We start from the raw sequence: 17,063 nt of genomic DNA, 5'->3' as shown, positions 1-17,063 counted from the left end.
CTTGAGAAAGCGCATACCCTCACACGGGAGTTGACAATGACGTCACCACACGGGCCCGGTCGGCCGACGCGCCGCGGGCTGCTGCGGACCGGCACCCTGACCGCGGGCGCCCTCGCCTTCGCCACCGCCGTATCGCCCTGGGCCGCGCAGGCGCAGGAGACTCCGGGACCCGACGGGCCGCTCTGGCTCCGCTACCGCCCGCCGAGCGACCCCGGCCTCCTCGCCCAGTTCCGGGCCGCCTTCAAACGCGTCGCCGCCTTCGGCGACGACCCGCGCATCGCCAACGCCGAGGCCGAGGTCCGCCGTGCCCTCACCGGCCTCACCGGGACCGAGCCCGCGAGCGGCTGGTCGGGGGAGCACGGCACCCTCGTCATCGGCACCGCGGACGCGTCGCCGCATCTGCGGATCGACGACGCCGACGCCCTCGGACCCGAGGGCTTCGCGATCCGCGTCGAGCGCTCCGGCCGCCGCGTCAAGCGCGTCATCGTGGCCGCGAACGCCCCCGCGGGCGTCCTCTACGGCGTGTTCCACCTGATCCGCCTGCTCCAGAACGGCATCGCGCCCGCGGACCTCGACGCCACCGAGACCCCCGACCTGAAGCTGCGGATGCTGAACCACTGGGACAACCTCGACGGCTCGGTCGAACGCGGCTACGCCGGACGCTCCATATTCGACTGGGACGCGCTTCCCGAGATCTCCCAGCGCATGACGGACTACGCGCGGCTCACCGCCTCGATCGGGATCAACGCCGCGGTCCTCAACAACGTCAACGCCGACGCGGCGTTCATCGACGCGCCCATGCTCGCGAAGCTCGCTCCGCTGTGCGCGATGCTCGCGACCTGGGGGATCAGCCCGTGGCTGTCCCTGAACTACGCCAGCCCGATCGTCCTCACCGCGGACGACGAGGACCCGATCACCACCGCCGACCCCGCGGACCCGCAGGTCCAGGACTGGTGGGCCGCGAAGATCACCGAGGTCAAGGCGGCGATCCCCGCACTCGGCGGGTTCCTCGTCAAGGCCAACTCCGAGGGCCGCCCCGGCCCGCTCGACTACGGGCGCACGCACGCCGACGGCGCCAACATGCTCGCCCGCGCCGTCGCCCCGCACGAGGGCCTCATCGTGTGGCGGTCCTTCGTCCACGAGGACTTCGGCGACTGGGCCGAGTACCAGCACCGCGTGTTCGCGCCGCTCGACGGCGAGTTCGACGACAACGTCATCGTCCAGACCAAGAACGGCCCCATCGACTTCCAGGTCCGCGAACCCGTCCACCCCCTGTTCGGCACGCTCCGGAACACGAACCAGATGGCCGAACTCCAGATCACCCAGGAGTACACCGGCCAGGCCGGGCATGCGGTGTACCTCGCTCCGATGTGGCGTGAAGTCCTCGACTTCCCCACGGGCGGGCCCGGAACCGGCCCCACGGTCGCCGAGATCATGGCCGCCGACCGAGCCGGGCTCGCGGGCGTCTCCAACTTCGGCGCCGGCACCCCCGACGACCCTGGGAACTGGACCGGCTACGACCTCGGGGCCGCGAACAGCTACGCCTTCGGGCGCCTCGCCTGGTCCACCCGCGCCGACCCGGCCGACCTCGCCGCCGAGTGGATCCGCATGACCTTCGGCCTCGGCCCCGATGACACCGCCGCCGTCGCCGGTATCCTCCTGGACTCGTGGCGCACCTATGAGGACTACACGTCGCCGCTCGGCATGGGCTACTTGAGCAACCCCGGCGGCGCGCACTTCGACCCCGACCCGGTCGGCACCGTCACCCAGTCCCACCACAGCACCGGCGCGGGCACCGGCTTCGACCGGACCGTCACCACCGGCACCGGCTTCACAGGCCTGTACCCCGACGCGTGGACCGAGGTCTACGAGGACCTCGACACCGTGCCCGACGAACTGCTCCTGTTCATGCACTGGGTGCCTTACGACCATCGGCTCCGCTCCGGCGCCACCGTCATCCAGCACCTCTACGACACGCACTTCCTCGGGGTGGAACGCGTGCGCGAGTTCGCCGACGCCTGGGCCGGCCTCGCCGGACGCGTCGACCCCGAGCGCTTCGCGGCCGTGGCCGACGCCTTCGCCGCGCAGATCGGCCACGCCACGACCTGGCGCGACGCGATCGTGGCGTTCTTCTTCGACCTCGGCCGCGTCCTCGACGAGGACCGGTCCTGGACCCAGGTCGCCGTCCCCGGAGAACGGGTCCTCGTCGGCGGCTGGGGCAACCGCGTCGCCGTCGAGGTCACCAATGCGAGCGGCGAAGCGCGCGAACTGACCGCCCGCCTCGCGCCCGCCGAAGGCGACTGGGGCGCAGCGGTACTCGACGTCCCCTCGCGCGAGACCGCCACCGCGGTCCTCCCAGTCGAACCGCCCCTGAACGGCTGGGAAGGCCCGGTCGAAGTGGCGATCACGCCCGAAGGGACCGTGCTCGGCGGCCGCGGCCTCCGCTTCCTCGTCGCCCCCGCCGGGCAGCGCTGCCACCTCGCCCTCGACGCCGGGACCGACGGCTCACCGGTGCAGCCCGGCTACCGGCGCCTCACTCCCGCGACGACATGGTCTGAGGCCCAAGGCTTCGGCTGGATCTCAGGCCCGACCCCGAACGGGCGCGACCGGAACGTCCTCGAACCGCTCACCGCCGACCTCGTCGGCCACGCCAGCGCCTGCACGCTCCGGATCACCGTCCCGGCCGGGCGCCACACGGCCCAGCTGCTCATCGGCGACCGCGGCGCCCGCTGCCGGCCCTTCACGATCACCGCGGGCGACAGCGAGACCACCACCCCCGACCTCCCGTCCGGCTCGTTCGCCTGGGTGGACCTGGACCTCGACGGCGGCGGCCCGGTCGACCTGCGGTTCGAAGGCATCGACGACTGGTGGAAGCTCGCCGCGCTCGTCATCCCCGACCCGGACGCCCCGCTCCCGCCCGTGCGCGTCCACGCCGCCACCGCCGAACCGGTCTGGTGGACCGGCGGCACGTACGAGATCCTTGCGGCCGTCGCCAACAGCGGCGACGCCGACGCGGAGGTCAGGGTCGAGGTCGCCGTTCCCGACGGCTGGGCCAGCGAGCCGGTCACGGTCACCGTCGCCGCGGAGTCCGAACAGGACATCGCCGTCCCGGTGACCGCCGGACCGGACCCCGCCATCAAGCGCCTCGCGCTCACCGTCCACGCCGACGGCACCGAACTCGAAACCGGCAGGCTCGTGGAAGTCGTCGCCGCCCCCGACCCGTCCGGGGCCGCGCTCGCCCTCGACGCCGGGCCCGACGCCGAGTCCGTGCTCCCCGGCTACGCGGCCCTCACACCCGAGAGCGACTGGGACGCCGACCGCGGCTACGGCTGGAACGGCCCGCGCCCCGACGCCCGCGACCGCCGCAACACCGACCTGCTGCGCCGCGACCTCGTCGTCGCCACCGTCGAACGGACCCTGGACCTCGCGATTCCCGCAGGGCCGCACCGGGTCTGGATCCTCACCGGCGACCCGCTCACCGACTCGGCGGTCACCGTCGTGTCCGAGGGCGGCGCGGAACTGGGCCGCTCCGGCCCCGCCACCCTGCCGTCGCGGGCGATGACCTGGTTCTCCTTCGACCTCGACGGCGGCCGCACCGCGTCCCTGACCCTCACCGGCAGCGGACTCAACCAGATGTGGCGCATCGCCGCGCTCGCCGTCCTGCCCCAGTGAACCCGCTGAAAGAAAGGCACCCCCTGATGCGAAGATCCACCATGGCGGTCGCGACCGCGGCCGTGCTGAGCCTGCTCGCCGCCGGTCCGCCGGTCGCGGCCGACCCCGGCGACGCGCCGGGCACCTACGAGAACCACGTCATGGACGACCTGGCCGACGCGTTCTCGGACCCGTCGATCATCCAGGGCAAGGACGGCTACTGGTACGCGTACGCGACCCAGACGAGCCTGCGCAAGGACAACCGCGGCGGTCCCTGGGACGACCAGTACTTCATGCCGATCATGCGCTCCCAGAACCTGGTGGACTGGGAGTACGTGGGCGAGGTCTTCGGCCGCGACAACCACCCCGAGTGGCGCGACTTCGAGAAGACCTACTACTGGGCCCCCGACGTGCGCTACATCGACGGCCTCTACTACCTCTACTACGCCGCCGCGGGCGGCGGCGGGCCGCGGAACCAGATCGGGCTGGCGACCGCGCCGACCCCGGCCGGACCGTGGACCGACATCGGGCGCCCCGTCATCGAGGAGGACGACGGCGCCAACCAGATCGACCCGGCCCTGTTCGTGGACGACGACGGCACGAAGTACCTCTACTACGGCTCGTTCAAGGACGCGGGCGTGCGCGCGGTCGAGCTGAACGCCGACGGCACCGCGCCCGCGGGCGACTCGGTGCAGGTCGTCGGCAGCCGCCAAGGCGAGGCGCCCTACGTCGTCAAGCGCGACGGCTTCTACTACCTCTTCTACTCCGGTCTCGGCTGCTGCGAGCGCGAGAAGGGCGGCTACCCCGTCTTCGTCGGCCGCTCCGACAGCCCGCTCGGCCCGTTCACCGACCGCGACGGCGACAGCCTCACCGGCCTCTACCCTGGCGGCACGATCGTCAACTCGCCCAACGGGAACCGCTGGGTCGCCTCCGGGCACTCGGCGAACGTCGTGGACCATTCGGGCCAGGAGTGGATCCTCGTGAACGGCTTCGACCGCTTCGAGGAGGACCTCACCTGGGGCGGGCGCCCGACCCTCATGGACCGCCTGGACTGGATCGACGGCTGGCCGACGGTCAACGCCGGCGCCTGGTCCAGCGACGGCCCGCAGACCGCCCCGGTCGGCACCTGGGACGCGGGCAGCCGCTTCGAGGACGGCCTCGGCGGGTTCACCGCTGAGGGGCCCGGCCGCTGGACCACCGGCGAAGACGACCTCTCCGGCGGCTTCGCCGCCGGCGGTGCGAACTCGCCGACGCCGTCGTTCCTGCTCCCCGACGACGGACCCTCCGGCGACGTCCGCCTGGAGGCGGACGTGCGCGTCACCGACGACCGCGGCCGCGCCGGACTCGTCCTGGGCTACCAGGACTCCCGCAACAACGCCGTCGCCTGGATCGACGGCTCGGGCCTGCTCGCCGTCGAGGTGAAGCGGCACGGCCGGATCGTGGAACGCGTTGCGTCCCAAGCCTACGAGGGCCTCGACCTGTCGGCCTGGCATTCGCTGACCGCCGTCATCGACGGCGGCGCCGCGCATGTCGAACTCAGCGCCTCGCTCCTCGGAATGCCGCTCGCCGAACTCGACGTCGAGGTCCCCGACTGGACCCCCGGCGGCGCGGCTTCGACCCGCGGCGCCGCGCAGGTCGACAACCTCGGCGCGACCGCGCTCTACGAGCCCGTCACCGAGCGGATCGCGGACCCGGAGGTCGGCGACCTGCTCTTCGGCGAGGAGTTCGACGACGCGGACCTGGCGGGCTGGGAGTGGTTCGGCGCCCCCGACGGGCGGGTCCAGGACGGCTCGTACGTGTGGCCGACGCAGGACGCCGACCTGAGCGGCAAGGGCGCCATGGCGTCCGCGCTCCTCCACGACGCTCCTGAAGGGACGTACACGGTGGAGGCGAAGCTCCACCTGCCGATCTCCGAGGACCCGGCGACGGACGAGTCGCAGCGGCCGCAGGCCGGCCTCGTCGCGTTCCAGACCCCGTCCAGCTCGATCCACCTGGCGCCCGTCAGGAACGGCCCGTCCGGGCAGGTGCTCCTGTGGATCGGCCGCGACCGCAACCCGTGGCCGGAGATGCAGGTCGGCACCGCCGCGGACGACCTGTGGCTGCGCCTGCGCCACACCGTCGACCCGGACACCGGCGAGCACCTGTTCCAGGCGGCCACGAGCCGCGACGGCGCGGACTACACCTGGGGCGGCGTCTGGCACCTGCCGGAGGGCGCCGACCCGCAGATCGGCCTGGTGTCGATGGCCGGCGAGGGCCTGACCGCCACGTTCGACTACGTGCGCTTCTACGAGTAGGGAGCGGGCGGGGCGGGGGACCACCCCCGCCCCGCCCTCATTCCGTTGTCCGGCGGGCGCGCAGGACCGTGTCGTGGGTGTGGTGCGCGCCTTCGGGAGGCGGGGTGCGGCGCTCGCGGGTCTCGTCGGCTTCGATGCGCCAGCCGCCGCCGAGGCGGCGGGCAATGTCGGCGGGGTGCACGTACGAGTCGAAGTCGAACCCTTCGGGCTCGTGCCCCGGCGCGGGCCGGGCGTGGCCGACCACGAGGAGCGTCCCTCCAGGAGCGACGGCCGCCAGCAGCGCGTCGACCGCGGCCGGGCCGCTCGACCGGAGGATCGGGAAGTAGTGGGCCGTGACCAGGTCGAACGACCCGGGCGGCGGGGGAGCGGCGGCGAGGTCGCCGCGCGACCAGGCGATGCGGTCGGCCACGTGCGCCCCGGCCTCGGCGGCGCGTTCGAGGGCCACCCGCGAGACGTCGATGGCGGTGACCCGCCAGCCCCGCTCGGCGAGCCAGATCGCGTCCCCGCCCTCGCCGCACCCGGCGTCGAGCGCCTGCCCCGGCGCGAGGCCCGCGGTCTCGGCCACGAGCGCCTCGTTCGGCCTGCCGCTGAACAGCCGCTCCCGGCTCGCATACCGCTCGTCCCAGTCCGCCGCGCTCATTCCAGATCCCCTTCCGTTCACTCCCGCCCACGGTGCCGCACCAGACAAGGAGCCGGCAAGTCTTCTTGCGGGAACGGCAAACTCAGAGGCGCGGCGCCTCGGCCGGCAGCGGATGGGCCGCTTCGGGACGCAGGCCGTCGAAGATGATCGCGAGGTAGCGGCGCCACAGGTCGGGGGCGGCGCCGGGGACGGCTTCGGCGACGTAGACCGGCGCGCACATGAGCAGGAGCACGTCGGTGCCGGTGATGTCGGACCGGACCGCGCCCTGCTCCGCGGCGCGCGCGACGAGCGCGTCGATCGCCTTCAGGAGCCGGTCGCGGGCGCGGGCCACCTCGGGCATCGACTCGCTCGCCTCGGCGAGGAACGACAGGTCGCGCTCACGGCGCTGCTCGGCCGCGGCCGTGAGGAACTCGTACAGCGCGTCCCCGGCGTCCCCTGCGTCGAGGAGTCCTTCGCCCCGCTCGCTCAGGTCCGCCATGCGGTCGACGAGGATCGCGGCGATGAGGTCGTCCTTGGTCGCGAAGTGCCGGAAGACCGTGCCCTTGCCCACGCCTGCGCGGCGGGCGATGTCGGCGACGGACGCGCCGAGGCCGCGCTCGGCGAACTCGTCGGCGGCCGCGGCCAGAAGCAGGCGCCGGTTGCGGACGGCGTCGGCGCGCGGGAGGCGGGTCATGCCCCGAGCATAGCAAGTTGACCGCCCGGTCCGTTTAGTGCTAGCGTTCGACTTGACAGAACATGACCGCACGGTCCGTTTACCGGAGGAACCATGAAGGCAGTCGTCGCGAACGACTACGGCCCGCCCGAGACCTACACCGTCGCCGAGATCCCCGCGCCCCGCCCCGGCCCCGGCCAGATCCAGGTGCGCATCGCCGCCGCCTCGGTCAACCCCGCCGACACGGTGCTCCTCGCCGGGGCGTTCCGCGAGGACTTCCCGCTCGAATTCCCGCACGTGCCCGGCAACGACTTCGCGGGCACGGTCACCGAGACCGGGCCCGGCGTCGACGGCTTCCGCGTCGGCGACGAGGTCTTCGGCCACGCCGTCCCGCGCGCGATCCGCGTCCTCGGCGGCGTCGAGCGGCCCTCGGTCGGCACCGGCGCGCTCGCCCAGTACGCCGTCTTCGAGGCCGACACGCCGTTCATCGCGCACCGCCCGCCGGAGCTCGACGCCGAGGCCGCCGCCGCGCTCCCCACCGTCGGCCTCACCGCCCGCGCGACCATCGCGACCGCCCCGGCGAAGCCCGGCGAGACCGTCCTCGTCGTCGGCGCCACCGGCGGCGTCGGGACCGCGCTCCTCCCGCTCCTCGCCGCCGAGGCCACCGTGATCGCCACGGCCACAACCGAAGACGCCGACCTCGTGCGCGGCCTGGGCGCGAGCGAGGTGATCGGCTACGACCCCGCCGAGTACCCGGCCGGCGTCGACGCCGTCTACAACCTCGTCCTCCCGGGCGACCGGCTCGAAGGCGTGGCCGCGACTCTGCGCCCCGGCGGGCGCCTCGTTACCATCACCTACCCCGTCACGCAGCCCGAGCAGCTCGGCCGCGACGACGTCGACCTGCACTTCGTCCTCGACATGGACGGCCGCCTCGGCGGCATGGCCGAGGTCGCCGCCGACGCCGCCAAAGGTCTCCTCGCGGCACCGATCGGCCGCCGCTACACGCTCGACCAAGGGCCCCAGGCGATCATCGACTTCCAGCGCCGCCACACCTTCGGCAAACTCGTCGTCCGCGTCGCCGCCGACTGACCTGTCGGGCCGCACCGGGACCGGCGCTGGATAGCATCGGAGCGCCGGGCCCGGGCGGGCCCGAAGGGGGAGGGACACCATGAAGATCGTCGTCATCGGCGGCAGCGGGCACATCGGCACCTACCTGGTGCCGCGGCTCGTGCGCGCGGGCCACGAGGTCGTCAACATCAGCCGCGGCAAGCGCGCCGCCTACGCGGACGCGCCCGAGTGGGCCCAGGTCGAGCAGGTGACCGCCGACCGCGAGCAGCAGGACGCCGACGGCGTCTTCGGCGACACCGTCGCCGCGCTGCGGCCCGACGCCGTCGTGGACCTCGTGTGCTTCACGCTCGACTCCGCGACCGCGCTCGTCGAGCGCCTGCGCGGCGAGACCGGCCACCTGCTGCACTGCGGCACCGTCTGGCGCTACGGCGTCAGCCACCGCTCGCCGATCCGCGAAGGCGAGGGCACGCCGCCGTTCGGCGAGTACGGGATCCAGAAGGACCTCATCGCGCGGATGCTCAAGGCCGAGACCGCATCCGGGGGCCTCGCCACCACCACGCTCCACCCCGGCCACATCGTCGGCCCCGGCTGGCACCCCATCGGCCCGCTCGGCAACCTCGACCCCGAGGTGTGGCGCACCCTCTCGGCCGGGCGCACCCTCCGCATCCCCGGGATCGGCGCCGAGCACATGCACCACGTGCACGCCGACGACGTCGCCCAGGGCTTCGCGAACGCCGTCGAGCGCCCCGAGGCAGCATCGGGCGAGGACTTCCACATGGTCGCTCCCACCGCGATGAACGTGCGCGGCCTCGCCGAGGCCGCCGCCTCCTGGTTCAGCCAGGACGCCGACCTGGAGACCGTCACCTGGGACGAGTTCCGTGCGGGCGCCAAGGCCGAGCACGCCGACGCGAGCTGGGAGCACCTGTCCCGCAACCACGTCCTCAGCATCGAGAAGGCCCGCACCCTCATCGGCTACGCGCCCGCGTACCAGCCCGACGAAGCGATCCTGGAGGCCGTGCGCTGGCTGATCGACCACGACCGCCTCGAAGTGGAGCGGCCCCTCGCGGTGTGAACCCGGGACCGCCGCGCGCGAGCGGGGCCTCTGTACGATGACCCCGCTTGCGCGCCTTGGCAGGACCGAGCACACTCCCCGCACACCGTCGCCTTCGGCGACCGCTCAGAAGGACCCCCATGCCCCGACCCTTGCCCGGAACCGGAGCGCTCGTCACCTACATCCGGACCGGCGACCGCGACGCCCGCACCGCCTACCGGGACCTGGACGACCGCGACCGCCTCGCCTACGGCGACATCGTGCGCCGCGTGTACGCGACCGCGCTCGCCCACCACTTCGGCGACGCGGTCGAGGACGGCGCGTTCGAAGACGGCGCCTTCGAAAGCGGCACTGCCGAAGGCGATGCGCTGGAGGACTTCATCGAGCAGATCGCGGCCCGGCATCCGCACTACAGCGGCGGCGTCAAGCGCGTCCTCCGCTCGACCGCCCTGACCGGCAAAGGCCTGGCGCCGCGCCAGGTCCTCACCGCGCAGCACCTCATCATCCGCGAGATCGCCAAGCAGCACCCGGGCTTCCGCGCCAACGCCGAGCGGATGGTGGCGTCCAAGAGCCGCATCCGCGGCGTCTCCAGCGGCGCTGAGGAGCACTTCAGCACCTGGGAGTTCACCGGCACCGACGCGGACCAGGCCGTCTCGGTGGCCGTGGGCCTCGACGGCACGCTCCAGGACCTCGCGCTCCATCGCGGCGTGGAGCGCCTGGGCGGCAGGACGATCGCCGCGAGCCTCATCCGAGCCTGGGTCGCCGCCGAGAAGCGGCGCTGGGCCCGCGCCCAGGAGGTCCGCTGGCACGACGCCGTCCCGCGCATCGGCTCCGGCAAGGGCGGCGGGGACACCTCCCGCTGGGAGGCCTACTCCGGCAGCGGACTCAGCCGCGCCACAGTGGACCGGTACGGCCGCGTGCGCGACTTCGTGTTCATGCGCGCCGGCCTGTTCGGTGAAGGCGGCCGCCACGGCCTCGCCGCCGACGCCGCCGAGGCGGTCGCCGCCGCGCAGCACCGCCTCTACTCGTCATGGTGAGGAACGAACGGGCCGCCCATCCGGCAAGTAGAGCGGCCCGTTCGCGATCATGGGGGACTAGACGGGCTGCAGCTGCTTGTCCCTGGGCTGCTCCGGAATCTCCGGAGCCGCATGGTCGTCGACGAGGGTCGCCTCGTTGAACGGGTCGCGGCCCGCGAACACCCGGTTCGCCTGGTCGCGGTCGAACTCCTTCGTCCACGTGCCGATGAGGACCGTCGCCACCGCGTTGCCCGCGAAGTTGGTGACCGCCCGCGCCTCCGACATGAACCGGTCGATGCCGAGGATGAACCCGACGCCGTCGACCAGCTCCGGCCGGTGCGACTGGAGGCCCCCGGCGAGGGTCGCGATCCCGGCGCCCGAGACGCCCGCCGCGCCCTTCGAGGCGATGATCATGAACACCAGCAGGGAGACCTGCTCGCCGATGCTCAGCGAGTCCCCTTGCGCGGTGGCGATGAACAGCGTCGCCATCGTCAGGTAGATCGCGGTGCCGTCCAGGTTGAACGAGTACCCGGTCGGGACCGTGATGCCCACGACCGGCTTGCTCACCCCGAGGTGCTCCATCTTCGCGATGAGCCGCGGCAGCGCCGACTCCGACGACGAGGTGGAGACGATGAGCAGGAACTCCCGGCCCAGGTACCGCAGCAGCTGGAACAGGTTCACCCGGGCCGCCAGCCACAGCACCGACCCGAGCACGCACACCACGAACAGCAGGCACGTCGCGTAGAACCCGAGCATGATGACCGCGAGGCCCTTCAAAGCGGCCCAGCCGGTCTCGCCGACCACCGCCGCGATCGCGCCGAACGCGCCCACCGGCGCCGCCCACATGATCATCGCGAGGATCCGGAACACGAGCTTCTGGAGGTGCCCGATGGCGCGCAGCAGCGGCTCGCCCGCGGGCCCCATCTTCTGGAGCGCGAACCCGGCGAGCAGCGCCACCAGCAGCGCCTGGAGCACCGAGCCCGACGTGAACGCCGACGCCATGCTCTCGGGGATGATCCCCAGCAGGAAGTCCACGGTGCCGTGGCCGCCGGCCTCCGCCGCCTGCTCCTGCGCCGTGGCCGCCGCGGTCGGGTCGAGGTGCATCCCCTCGCCCGGGTGCAGCAGGTTGCCCACGACCAGGCCGATCGCCAGCGCGAACGTCGACATCAGCAGGAAGTAGCCGAGCGCGATGAGCCCGACCCGGCCGACCTTCGCGGCCTTGGCGACCGAGCCGATCCCGAGCACGATCGTGCAGAAGATGATCGGCACGATCATCATCTTGATGAGGGCCACGAACCCGGTGCCCAGCGGCTTGAGCTGCTTGGCGAACTCGGGGAACGCGAAGCCGACGGCGACGCCGAGGACGACGGCGACGATGACGGCGAGGTACAGGAAGTGGGTGCGGTCGCGGCGCTTCGGGGGCGGCGGGGAAGACATCTTCGGCTCCTCAACAGGGAAGGGTTGACCACCGAAGTATCCGGACCCTTGTGAAGCAAGTCACGATTCTGTTCATTTCGGTCGCGTTAACCGCGTGTGCTCTCATTGTTCGTGACCAAAAGGTGGACCCTGGCCCGGCAGCTCCTCGCGCTGCAACTCGTCCTCGTGGGCGTCCTCGTCGGCGTCGGCACCGCACTCGCCTACGCCGACGCGCAGCGGGCCGTCGACGCCAACGCCCGCGACAAGGTCCTCGCCGTCGCCTCCACCGTCGCCGACTCGCCCGCCGTCACCGACGCCCTCGCCACCTCGCTCCCCAGCCGCGACCTCCAGCCGTTCACCGAGCGCGTGCGCGCCGACACCGAGGTCGACTTCATCACGATCATGGACCGCGACGGCGTCCGCTTCACCCACCCCGACCCCGCCCAGATCGGCCGCCACTTCATCGGCAACACCGAACCGGCCCTTGAAGGACGGCCCTTCACCGAGACCTACGCGGGCACCCTCGGCCCCTCCGTGCGCGCCGTCGTCCCCGTCTTCGGCGAGGACGGCGACGTCGTCGCGCTCGTCGCCGTCGGCATCACCGTCGAGGCCATCTCCGCCGAACTCAACGAACGGCTCCTCCCGCTCGCCGCCGTCGCCGCGGGCGTCCTCGCCGTCGGCGTCACCGGCTCCTACTTCGTCTCTGCTCGCCTCTCCCGCCAGACCCGCGGCGTCGCTCCCGGCGAACTGCGCGACATGTTCGAGTACTACCAGGCGATCCTCCACTCGGTGCGCGAAGGACTCGTCCTCGTCGGCCGCGACGGCCGCATCGCCTTGTGCAACAGCGCCGCCCGCGACCTCCTCGGCCTCCCCGACAGCCCCCGCGGCACCCCCGTCGCCGACCTCGGCCTGGCCGAAGACCTCGCCGCCACGTTCACCTCGCCCGAGCCGCGCAGCGACGAGCTCCACCTCACCGACACCCGGCTCCTGCTCGTCAACACCGTCCCCGTGCGCTCCGGCGACCGCCGCATGGGCAACGCCGTGACCCTCCGCGACCACACCGAGCTCCAGAACCTCACCGGCGAGCTCGACACCGTCCGCGGCTTCGCCGAGTCCCTGCGCTCCCAGGCCCACGAGTCCGCCAACCGCCTCCACGCCGTCATCTCCCTCATCGAGCTCGGCCGCACCGACCGGGCCGTGGCGCTGGCGACCGCGGAGCTGGAGGTCGCGCAGCAGCTCACCGACCGGGTCGTGGGCGCGGTCTCGGAGCCGGTGCTCGCGGCGCTGCTCCTCGGGAAGCTCAGCGAGGCCAGCGAACGCGGCGTCGACCTGGAGCTGACCGCGGACACCGCGATGCAGGAGACGGACGGCGAAGTGGACGCCCGAGACCTCATCACGATCCTCGGGAACCTCATCGACAACGCCATGGACGCGGCGGTCGAGGGCGCGGCCGAGCGGGCGCCGAGCGTCGCCGTGACGATCCGGACCGACGCGGGGGAGCTGTTCGTGCGCGTCGCCGACTCCGGGGCCGGGATCGCGGACGAGGCCGACATCTTCCGGCGCGGCTGGTCCACCAAGGGCGAGACCGGCAGGGGCCTGGGCCTGGCGCTGGTCGGACAGGCCGTGCGGCGCTTGGGCGGTGCGATCGAGGTCGCGAACGACGAGGGCGCCGTCTTCACCGTGCGCGTGCCGCTATCGTCGGTGCGATGATCCGCGTACTCGTCGTCGAGGACGACCCGGTGGCCGCCGACGCCCACCGGCAGTACGTCGAGCGCGTCGCCGGGTTCACGGTGGCCGGGGTGGTCCACTCGGGCGGCGACGCCCTCCGCTTCTGCTCCAAGCACGCGGTGGACCTGGTGCTGCTCGACTTCTACCTGCCCGACACGCACGGCCTCGCCGTCTGCAACGCCCTGCGCGCCGCGGCCTCGCCGGTCGACGTCATCGCCGTGACCTCCGCGCGGGACCTCTCGGAGGTCCGCGCCGCGGTCTCCTCCGGCGTCATGCAGTACCTGCTCAAGCCGTTCGCGTTCGCCACCTTGAAGGGCAAGCTGGAGGGCTATGCGGCGTGGCGGGCGCAGGTCGCCCGGCCCGGCGAGGTCGGTGGGCAGACCGACGTCGACCGGATGCTGGGGGAGCTGCGGACTTCCGGGCCGGGTCCGCTTCCCAAGGGGCTCAGCGGGACCACGCTCGACGCGATCAACGAGGCCCTCGGCACGGCCGCCGAGGGCCTGTCCGCGGCGGCCATCGCGACCGCGGTCGGCATCGCCCGCGTGACCGCCCGCCGGTACCTGGAGTACCTGGCGGACAACGGCCTCGCGCGCCGTCACCCGCACTACGGGAGCGTCGGCCGCCCCGAGGTCTGGTACACGCTCGTCAAGCCCGGCTGACCCCCGGCTGAGTCCCGAATCCCGGGACCCGTCAAGACCGGGGCCCGATCCCGCCGGTTTCCCGCCGGTCTTCCGCCTCGAAACGGGCCCGTTCCCGGGGCAGCATTGGCACGACCTCGGGCGCTCGCCCGTCAGCCGACGAAAGGCCCTACCGTGCCCCGCCGTACCCTCGCCCTCCTGCCCGCCGCCGCCCTGCTGCTCGGCCTCGCCGCCTGCTCCTTCGAGATAGGCGACGTGGAGCCCAGCGAGGAGCCGACGAGCGCCGAGTCGTCCGCGGCCGACCAGCAGCCGTCGCAGGAGGAGAGCTCCGCGCCGCCGACCGACGGCGCGCAGAGCCTCGCGATCGAGGCGTCGCGCCTCGCCGAGGCGTCCGAGGACGCGCTGGAGGCGCAGCTCGGCTACCGGCCCGAGATCGACTGCGGCGACGTCAACATCACGATCTACCTGGACCGCATGACCTACTGCGACCTCATCGACCCGGTCGACGGCGCCGAGTACGAAGTGACCATCACCGTCACGAACATCGAAGGCGAGCAGTTCGAGTTCGACATCGCCGTGGACGACGTCCCGCAGGGCTGACCCGCTCCTCCCCTCGCGGCCCCCGCCCCGGCGGGGGCCGCACCCCGCCCGCCGACGATCGATAGGGTTCCCCACCATGGCAGCACAGAAGATCAAGGCGTTCGCCGACGGCACGCGCTATGTGGAGGCGGGCGGCTGGGCGATGTTCTTCGCCTGGCTCGTCGACTTCACCGTGTACCTGGTCCTCATCGGGGCCGGCATGGGCGCCGTCTCGCCGCTGTTCGCAATGGACGAGAACCTCGCGACCGCGGTCGTCCTGACGCTCCCGGTCCTCGTGCCCTTGGTCTACGGCCTCTTCTATACGAACGGCCGCGCGATCGGCGCGCTCGTCACGGGCACGCGCCTGGTGCGCCTCAGCGACGGCGGCCGCATCGGCGCGAAGGGCCCGTGGGCGATGCTCGTCCGCACACTCCTGCTGCCGCTCTTGATCATCGGCGTCGTCGCGGGCGGCGGGTACGCCGACGGGACCCTGAAGCGCGGCAGCATCGACGTCGCCCGCACGCGCCGCCTCTACGCGGACGGCCACCACGTCGGCCCGCTCCCGGCCCGCCGCTGACCCGATACGATCGGCCGATGCCGATCCTTTACGCGCCTTACCATCTGGACGAGCACCTCCCGGATCTGCGCCCGGCGCTGCCCGAGGGCGCCGACGTGCGCGAGACCGCCGCCGACCTCCCCGACGCCGACATGTGGGCGCGCCTGGTCCGCCTGCACGACCGGTTCGCCGACGACGCGGCCGCCGCCGCAGCGGACGGCCCCGTCCTCGCGGTCACCGGCGACTGCACGCTCTCGATCGGCCTGGCCGCCGGCCTCCAGCGCGCCGGGACCGACCCGGCCGTCGTGTGGATCGACGCCCACGGCGACCTCCAGACCCTGGAGACGACGGCGTCCGGCTACGTCGGCGGCATGGCCCTGCGGTTCCTCCACGGCTACCGCCCCGACCTGCTCGCCGAGCCCCTGCGGCTGCGGCCGGTCGGCGAGGACCGGACCCTCCTCCTCGACGGCCGCGACCTCGACCCGCCCGAGGCCGACCACATCGCGGCGACCGCGATCCGCCACCGCCCGCTCGACGGCCTCACCGCCGCCGACCTTCCCGAGGGCCCGCTGCTTGTCAACCTCGACCTCGACACCCTCGACCCCGAGACCATGCCCGGCGCCCGCTACCCGGCTCCGGACGGACCCGACGAAGCCCTTGTCCTGCAAGCGCTCCGCACCATCACCGGCACCGGACGCGTCGCGGGCCTGAACATCGCCTGCACCTGGGAACCCGGCCCCGCCGCGCCCGCGGCCCTCCCCGCGCGCGTCATCGCCGCGGCCGTCGACGCACTGGGCTAGGCAACCCCGCGGCGGGTCCGCGCCCGTATCAACGGCGACGGCGGGCCCGCCTCGACGCCGCCCGGGACTGCCTCCAGGAATGGCTACCCGGGCCAGCGCCGCAGCTTCTCCGGGTTGCGGACCACCCAGATCCGCGCGATCCGGTCGGCTCCGGTTCCGACGGCCGCCGTGTCGAACGCGGCGACCGCCGCCGTGACGCCGTCGCGGCGGGCCACCAGGCCCGGCTGGCCGTTGACCTCGCGTTCGAGGAGCTGCATCCCCGGGGCCCACCGCGCCAGGTCGAGCACGTACCGCGCGATGGCCTCGGGGCCCACCACCGGGTGCAGGGCCGCGCCGACGAGCCCGCCGCCGTCGGCCGTCATCGAGGCGTTCGGGTCGAGGAGGTCCACGAGCGCGGCCATGTCGCGGGCCTCCCACGCGGTCTTGAAGTCCCGCACCAGGTCCGCGCGGGCGGGTGCGGCGGGCGCCCGCTCGGCGCGGAGGCGCCGCCGCGCCGAGGACGCGAGCTGGCGGCACGCCTCGGGGGAACGGCCGACGATCCGGGCGACCTCCGCGAACGGGTACCTGAACACGTCGTGGAGGACGAACGCGACCCGCTCGGCCGGGGTCATCGCGTCCAGGACCACCAGGAACGCCATGGACACCGACTCGTCGAGCGTGACCCGGTCGGCCGGGTCCACGGGCGCGGGCACCGCCGCCCACTCGCGGGCGTCGGGCACCGGCTCGGGGATCCACTCGCCCACGTACCGCTCGCGCCGCGAGCGCGCCGACCCCAGCTGGTCCAGGCAGATGCGGCTCGCCACCGTCGTCAGCCACGCGCCGACCGACGCGATCTCCTCCTGGCGCTCGCGCGGCAGCGCGTACCAGCGCGCGTACGTCTCCTGCACGGCGTCCTCGGCGTCGGCGACCGAGCCGAGCAGCCGGTACGCCAGGTTCAGCAGCTGCCGCCGCTCGCTCATGACCTCCGCGAGGCC

The 17,063-nt window shown here is 73.2% G+C and carries 14 protein-coding genes; 10 read left to right on the top strand and 4 right to left on the bottom strand.

The window, feature by feature from the left end:
• The first annotated feature begins 36 nt into the window (after nt 1-36).
• Entirely contained in the window at nt 37-3,672 is a 3,636-nt protein-coding gene (locus tag B0I28_RS10150) for an alpha-glucuronidase family glycosyl hydrolase (protein WP_106363704.1), read from the top strand.
• Nucleotides 3,673-3,698: 26 nt separating this feature from the next.
• Nucleotides 3,699-5,945 (top strand): glycoside hydrolase family 43 protein, encoded by a 2,247-nt coding sequence (locus tag B0I28_RS10145; protein ID WP_106363703.1) that lies wholly within the window; start codon nt 3,699-3,701, stop codon nt 5,943-5,945.
• Between the two features lie 37 nt (nt 5,946-5,982).
• Here B0I28_RS10145 and B0I28_RS10140 read toward each other — a convergent pair whose 3' ends face one another.
• Nucleotides 5,983-6,585: a class I SAM-dependent methyltransferase gene (locus B0I28_RS10140; RefSeq protein ID WP_106363702.1), complete on the bottom strand. Its 603-nt coding sequence runs from the start codon at nt 6,583-6,585 to the stop codon at nt 5,983-5,985.
• A gap of 82 nt (nt 6,586-6,667) precedes the next feature.
• On the bottom strand, nt 6,668-7,258 hold the full coding sequence (locus B0I28_RS10135) for a TetR/AcrR family transcriptional regulator (protein ID WP_106363701.1): 591 nt from the start codon (nt 7,256-7,258) through the stop codon (nt 6,668-6,670).
• A gap of 93 nt (nt 7,259-7,351) precedes the next feature.
• Between B0I28_RS10135 and B0I28_RS10130 the strand changes: the two genes are divergently transcribed.
• From B0I28_RS10130 to B0I28_RS10120, 3 genes are all read left to right on the top strand, one after another.
• Nucleotides 7,352-8,326 (top strand): NADP-dependent oxidoreductase, encoded by a 975-nt coding sequence (locus tag B0I28_RS10130; protein WP_106363700.1) that lies wholly within the window; start codon nt 7,352-7,354, stop codon nt 8,324-8,326.
• Nucleotides 8,327-8,405: 79 nt separating this feature from the next.
• Nucleotides 8,406-9,377, top strand: a complete 972-nt coding sequence (locus tag B0I28_RS10125; RefSeq protein WP_106363699.1) for an NAD-dependent epimerase/dehydratase family protein — start codon at nt 8,406-8,408, stop codon at nt 9,375-9,377.
• Between the two features lie 119 nt (nt 9,378-9,496).
• Nucleotides 9,497-10,393 carry a hypothetical protein gene (locus B0I28_RS10120; protein ID WP_146148038.1) on the top strand — a complete coding sequence of 299 codons (897 nt, stop codon included), beginning with the start codon at nt 9,497-9,499 and terminating at the stop codon, nt 10,391-10,393.
• A gap of 57 nt (nt 10,394-10,450) precedes the next feature.
• Here B0I28_RS10120 and B0I28_RS10115 read toward each other — a convergent pair whose 3' ends face one another.
• On the bottom strand, nt 10,451-11,809 hold the full coding sequence (locus B0I28_RS10115) for a cation:dicarboxylate symporter family transporter (protein ID WP_106363697.1): 1,359 nt from the start codon (nt 11,807-11,809) through the stop codon (nt 10,451-10,453).
• Nucleotides 11,810-11,920: 111 nt separating this feature from the next.
• Between B0I28_RS10115 and B0I28_RS10110 the strand changes: the two genes are divergently transcribed.
• The 5 genes from B0I28_RS10110 to B0I28_RS10090 all read left to right on the top strand — a co-directional run bounded on the left by B0I28_RS10110 (nt 11,921) and on the right by B0I28_RS10090 (nt 16,089).
• Nucleotides 11,921-13,498 (top strand): ATP-binding protein, encoded by a 1,578-nt coding sequence (locus B0I28_RS10110; RefSeq protein ID WP_106363949.1) that lies wholly within the window; start codon nt 11,921-11,923, stop codon nt 13,496-13,498.
• Nucleotides 13,495-14,175, top strand: coding sequence for a response regulator (locus tag B0I28_RS10105; protein ID WP_106363696.1), 681 nt, complete (start codon nt 13,495-13,497; stop codon nt 14,173-14,175). The genes B0I28_RS10110 and B0I28_RS10105 overlap by 4 nt, the downstream gene beginning before the upstream one ends.
• 153 nt (nt 14,176-14,328) lie before the next feature.
• A complete protein-coding gene (locus B0I28_RS10100; RefSeq protein WP_106363695.1) occupies nt 14,329-14,754 on the top strand; it encodes a hypothetical protein in 426 nt (141 codons plus the stop codon).
• 76 nt (nt 14,755-14,830) lie between these two features.
• Nucleotides 14,831-15,310, top strand: coding sequence for an RDD family protein (locus B0I28_RS27205; RefSeq protein ID WP_106363694.1), 480 nt, complete (start codon nt 14,831-14,833; stop codon nt 15,308-15,310).
• 17 nt (nt 15,311-15,327) lie between these two features.
• A complete protein-coding gene (locus B0I28_RS10090) occupies nt 15,328-16,089 on the top strand; it encodes an arginase family protein (protein WP_106363693.1) in 762 nt (253 codons plus the stop codon).
• Nucleotides 16,090-16,172: 83 nt separating this feature from the next.
• Here the strand turns inward: B0I28_RS10090 and sigJ are convergent, their stop codons facing one another.
• Nucleotides 16,173-17,048, bottom strand: a complete 876-nt coding sequence (sigJ, locus tag B0I28_RS10085; protein WP_106363948.1) for an RNA polymerase sigma factor SigJ — start codon at nt 17,046-17,048, stop codon at nt 16,173-16,175.
• Nucleotides 17,049-17,063 lie beyond the last annotated feature (15 nt).

This window comes from Glycomyces artemisiae, assembly GCF_003002955.1.
GTDB lineage: Bacteria > Actinomycetota > Actinomycetes > Mycobacteriales > Micromonosporaceae > Glycomyces > Glycomyces artemisiae.
This window is presented reverse-complemented; position numbering and strand designations above follow the sequence as displayed.

Coding starts and splice junctions, on each gene's coding strand:
- B0I28_RS10130 (WP_106363700.1), top strand. CDS start 7,352: ATGAAGGCAGTCGTCGCGAACGACTACGGCCCGCCCGAGACCTACACC.
- B0I28_RS10090 (WP_106363693.1), top strand. CDS start 15,328: ATGCCGATCCTTTACGCGCCTTACCATCTGGACGAGCACCTCCCGGAT.
- B0I28_RS10140 (WP_106363702.1), bottom strand. CDS start 6,585: ATGAGCGCGGCGGACTGGGACGAGCGGTATGCGAGCCGGGAGCGGCTG.
- B0I28_RS10120 (WP_146148038.1), top strand. CDS start 9,497: ATGCCCCGACCCTTGCCCGGAACCGGAGCGCTCGTCACCTACATCCGG.
- B0I28_RS10145 (WP_106363703.1), top strand. CDS start 3,699: ATGCGAAGATCCACCATGGCGGTCGCGACCGCGGCCGTGCTGAGCCTG.
- B0I28_RS10125 (WP_106363699.1), top strand. CDS start 8,406: ATGAAGATCGTCGTCATCGGCGGCAGCGGGCACATCGGCACCTACCTG.
- B0I28_RS10105 (WP_106363696.1), top strand. CDS start 13,495: ATGATCCGCGTACTCGTCGTCGAGGACGACCCGGTGGCCGCCGACGCC.
- B0I28_RS10135 (WP_106363701.1), bottom strand. CDS start 7,258: ATGACCCGCCTCCCGCGCGCCGACGCCGTCCGCAACCGGCGCCTGCTT.
- B0I28_RS10115 (WP_106363697.1), bottom strand. CDS start 11,809: ATGTCTTCCCCGCCGCCCCCGAAGCGCCGCGACCGCACCCACTTCCTG.
- sigJ (WP_106363948.1), bottom strand. CDS start 17,048: ATGAGCGAGCGGCGGCAGCTGCTGAACCTGGCGTACCGGCTGCTCGGC.
- B0I28_RS27205 (WP_106363694.1), top strand. CDS start 14,831: ATGGCAGCACAGAAGATCAAGGCGTTCGCCGACGGCACGCGCTATGTG.
- B0I28_RS10150 (WP_106363704.1), top strand. CDS start 37: ATGACGTCACCACACGGGCCCGGTCGGCCGACGCGCCGCGGGCTGCTG.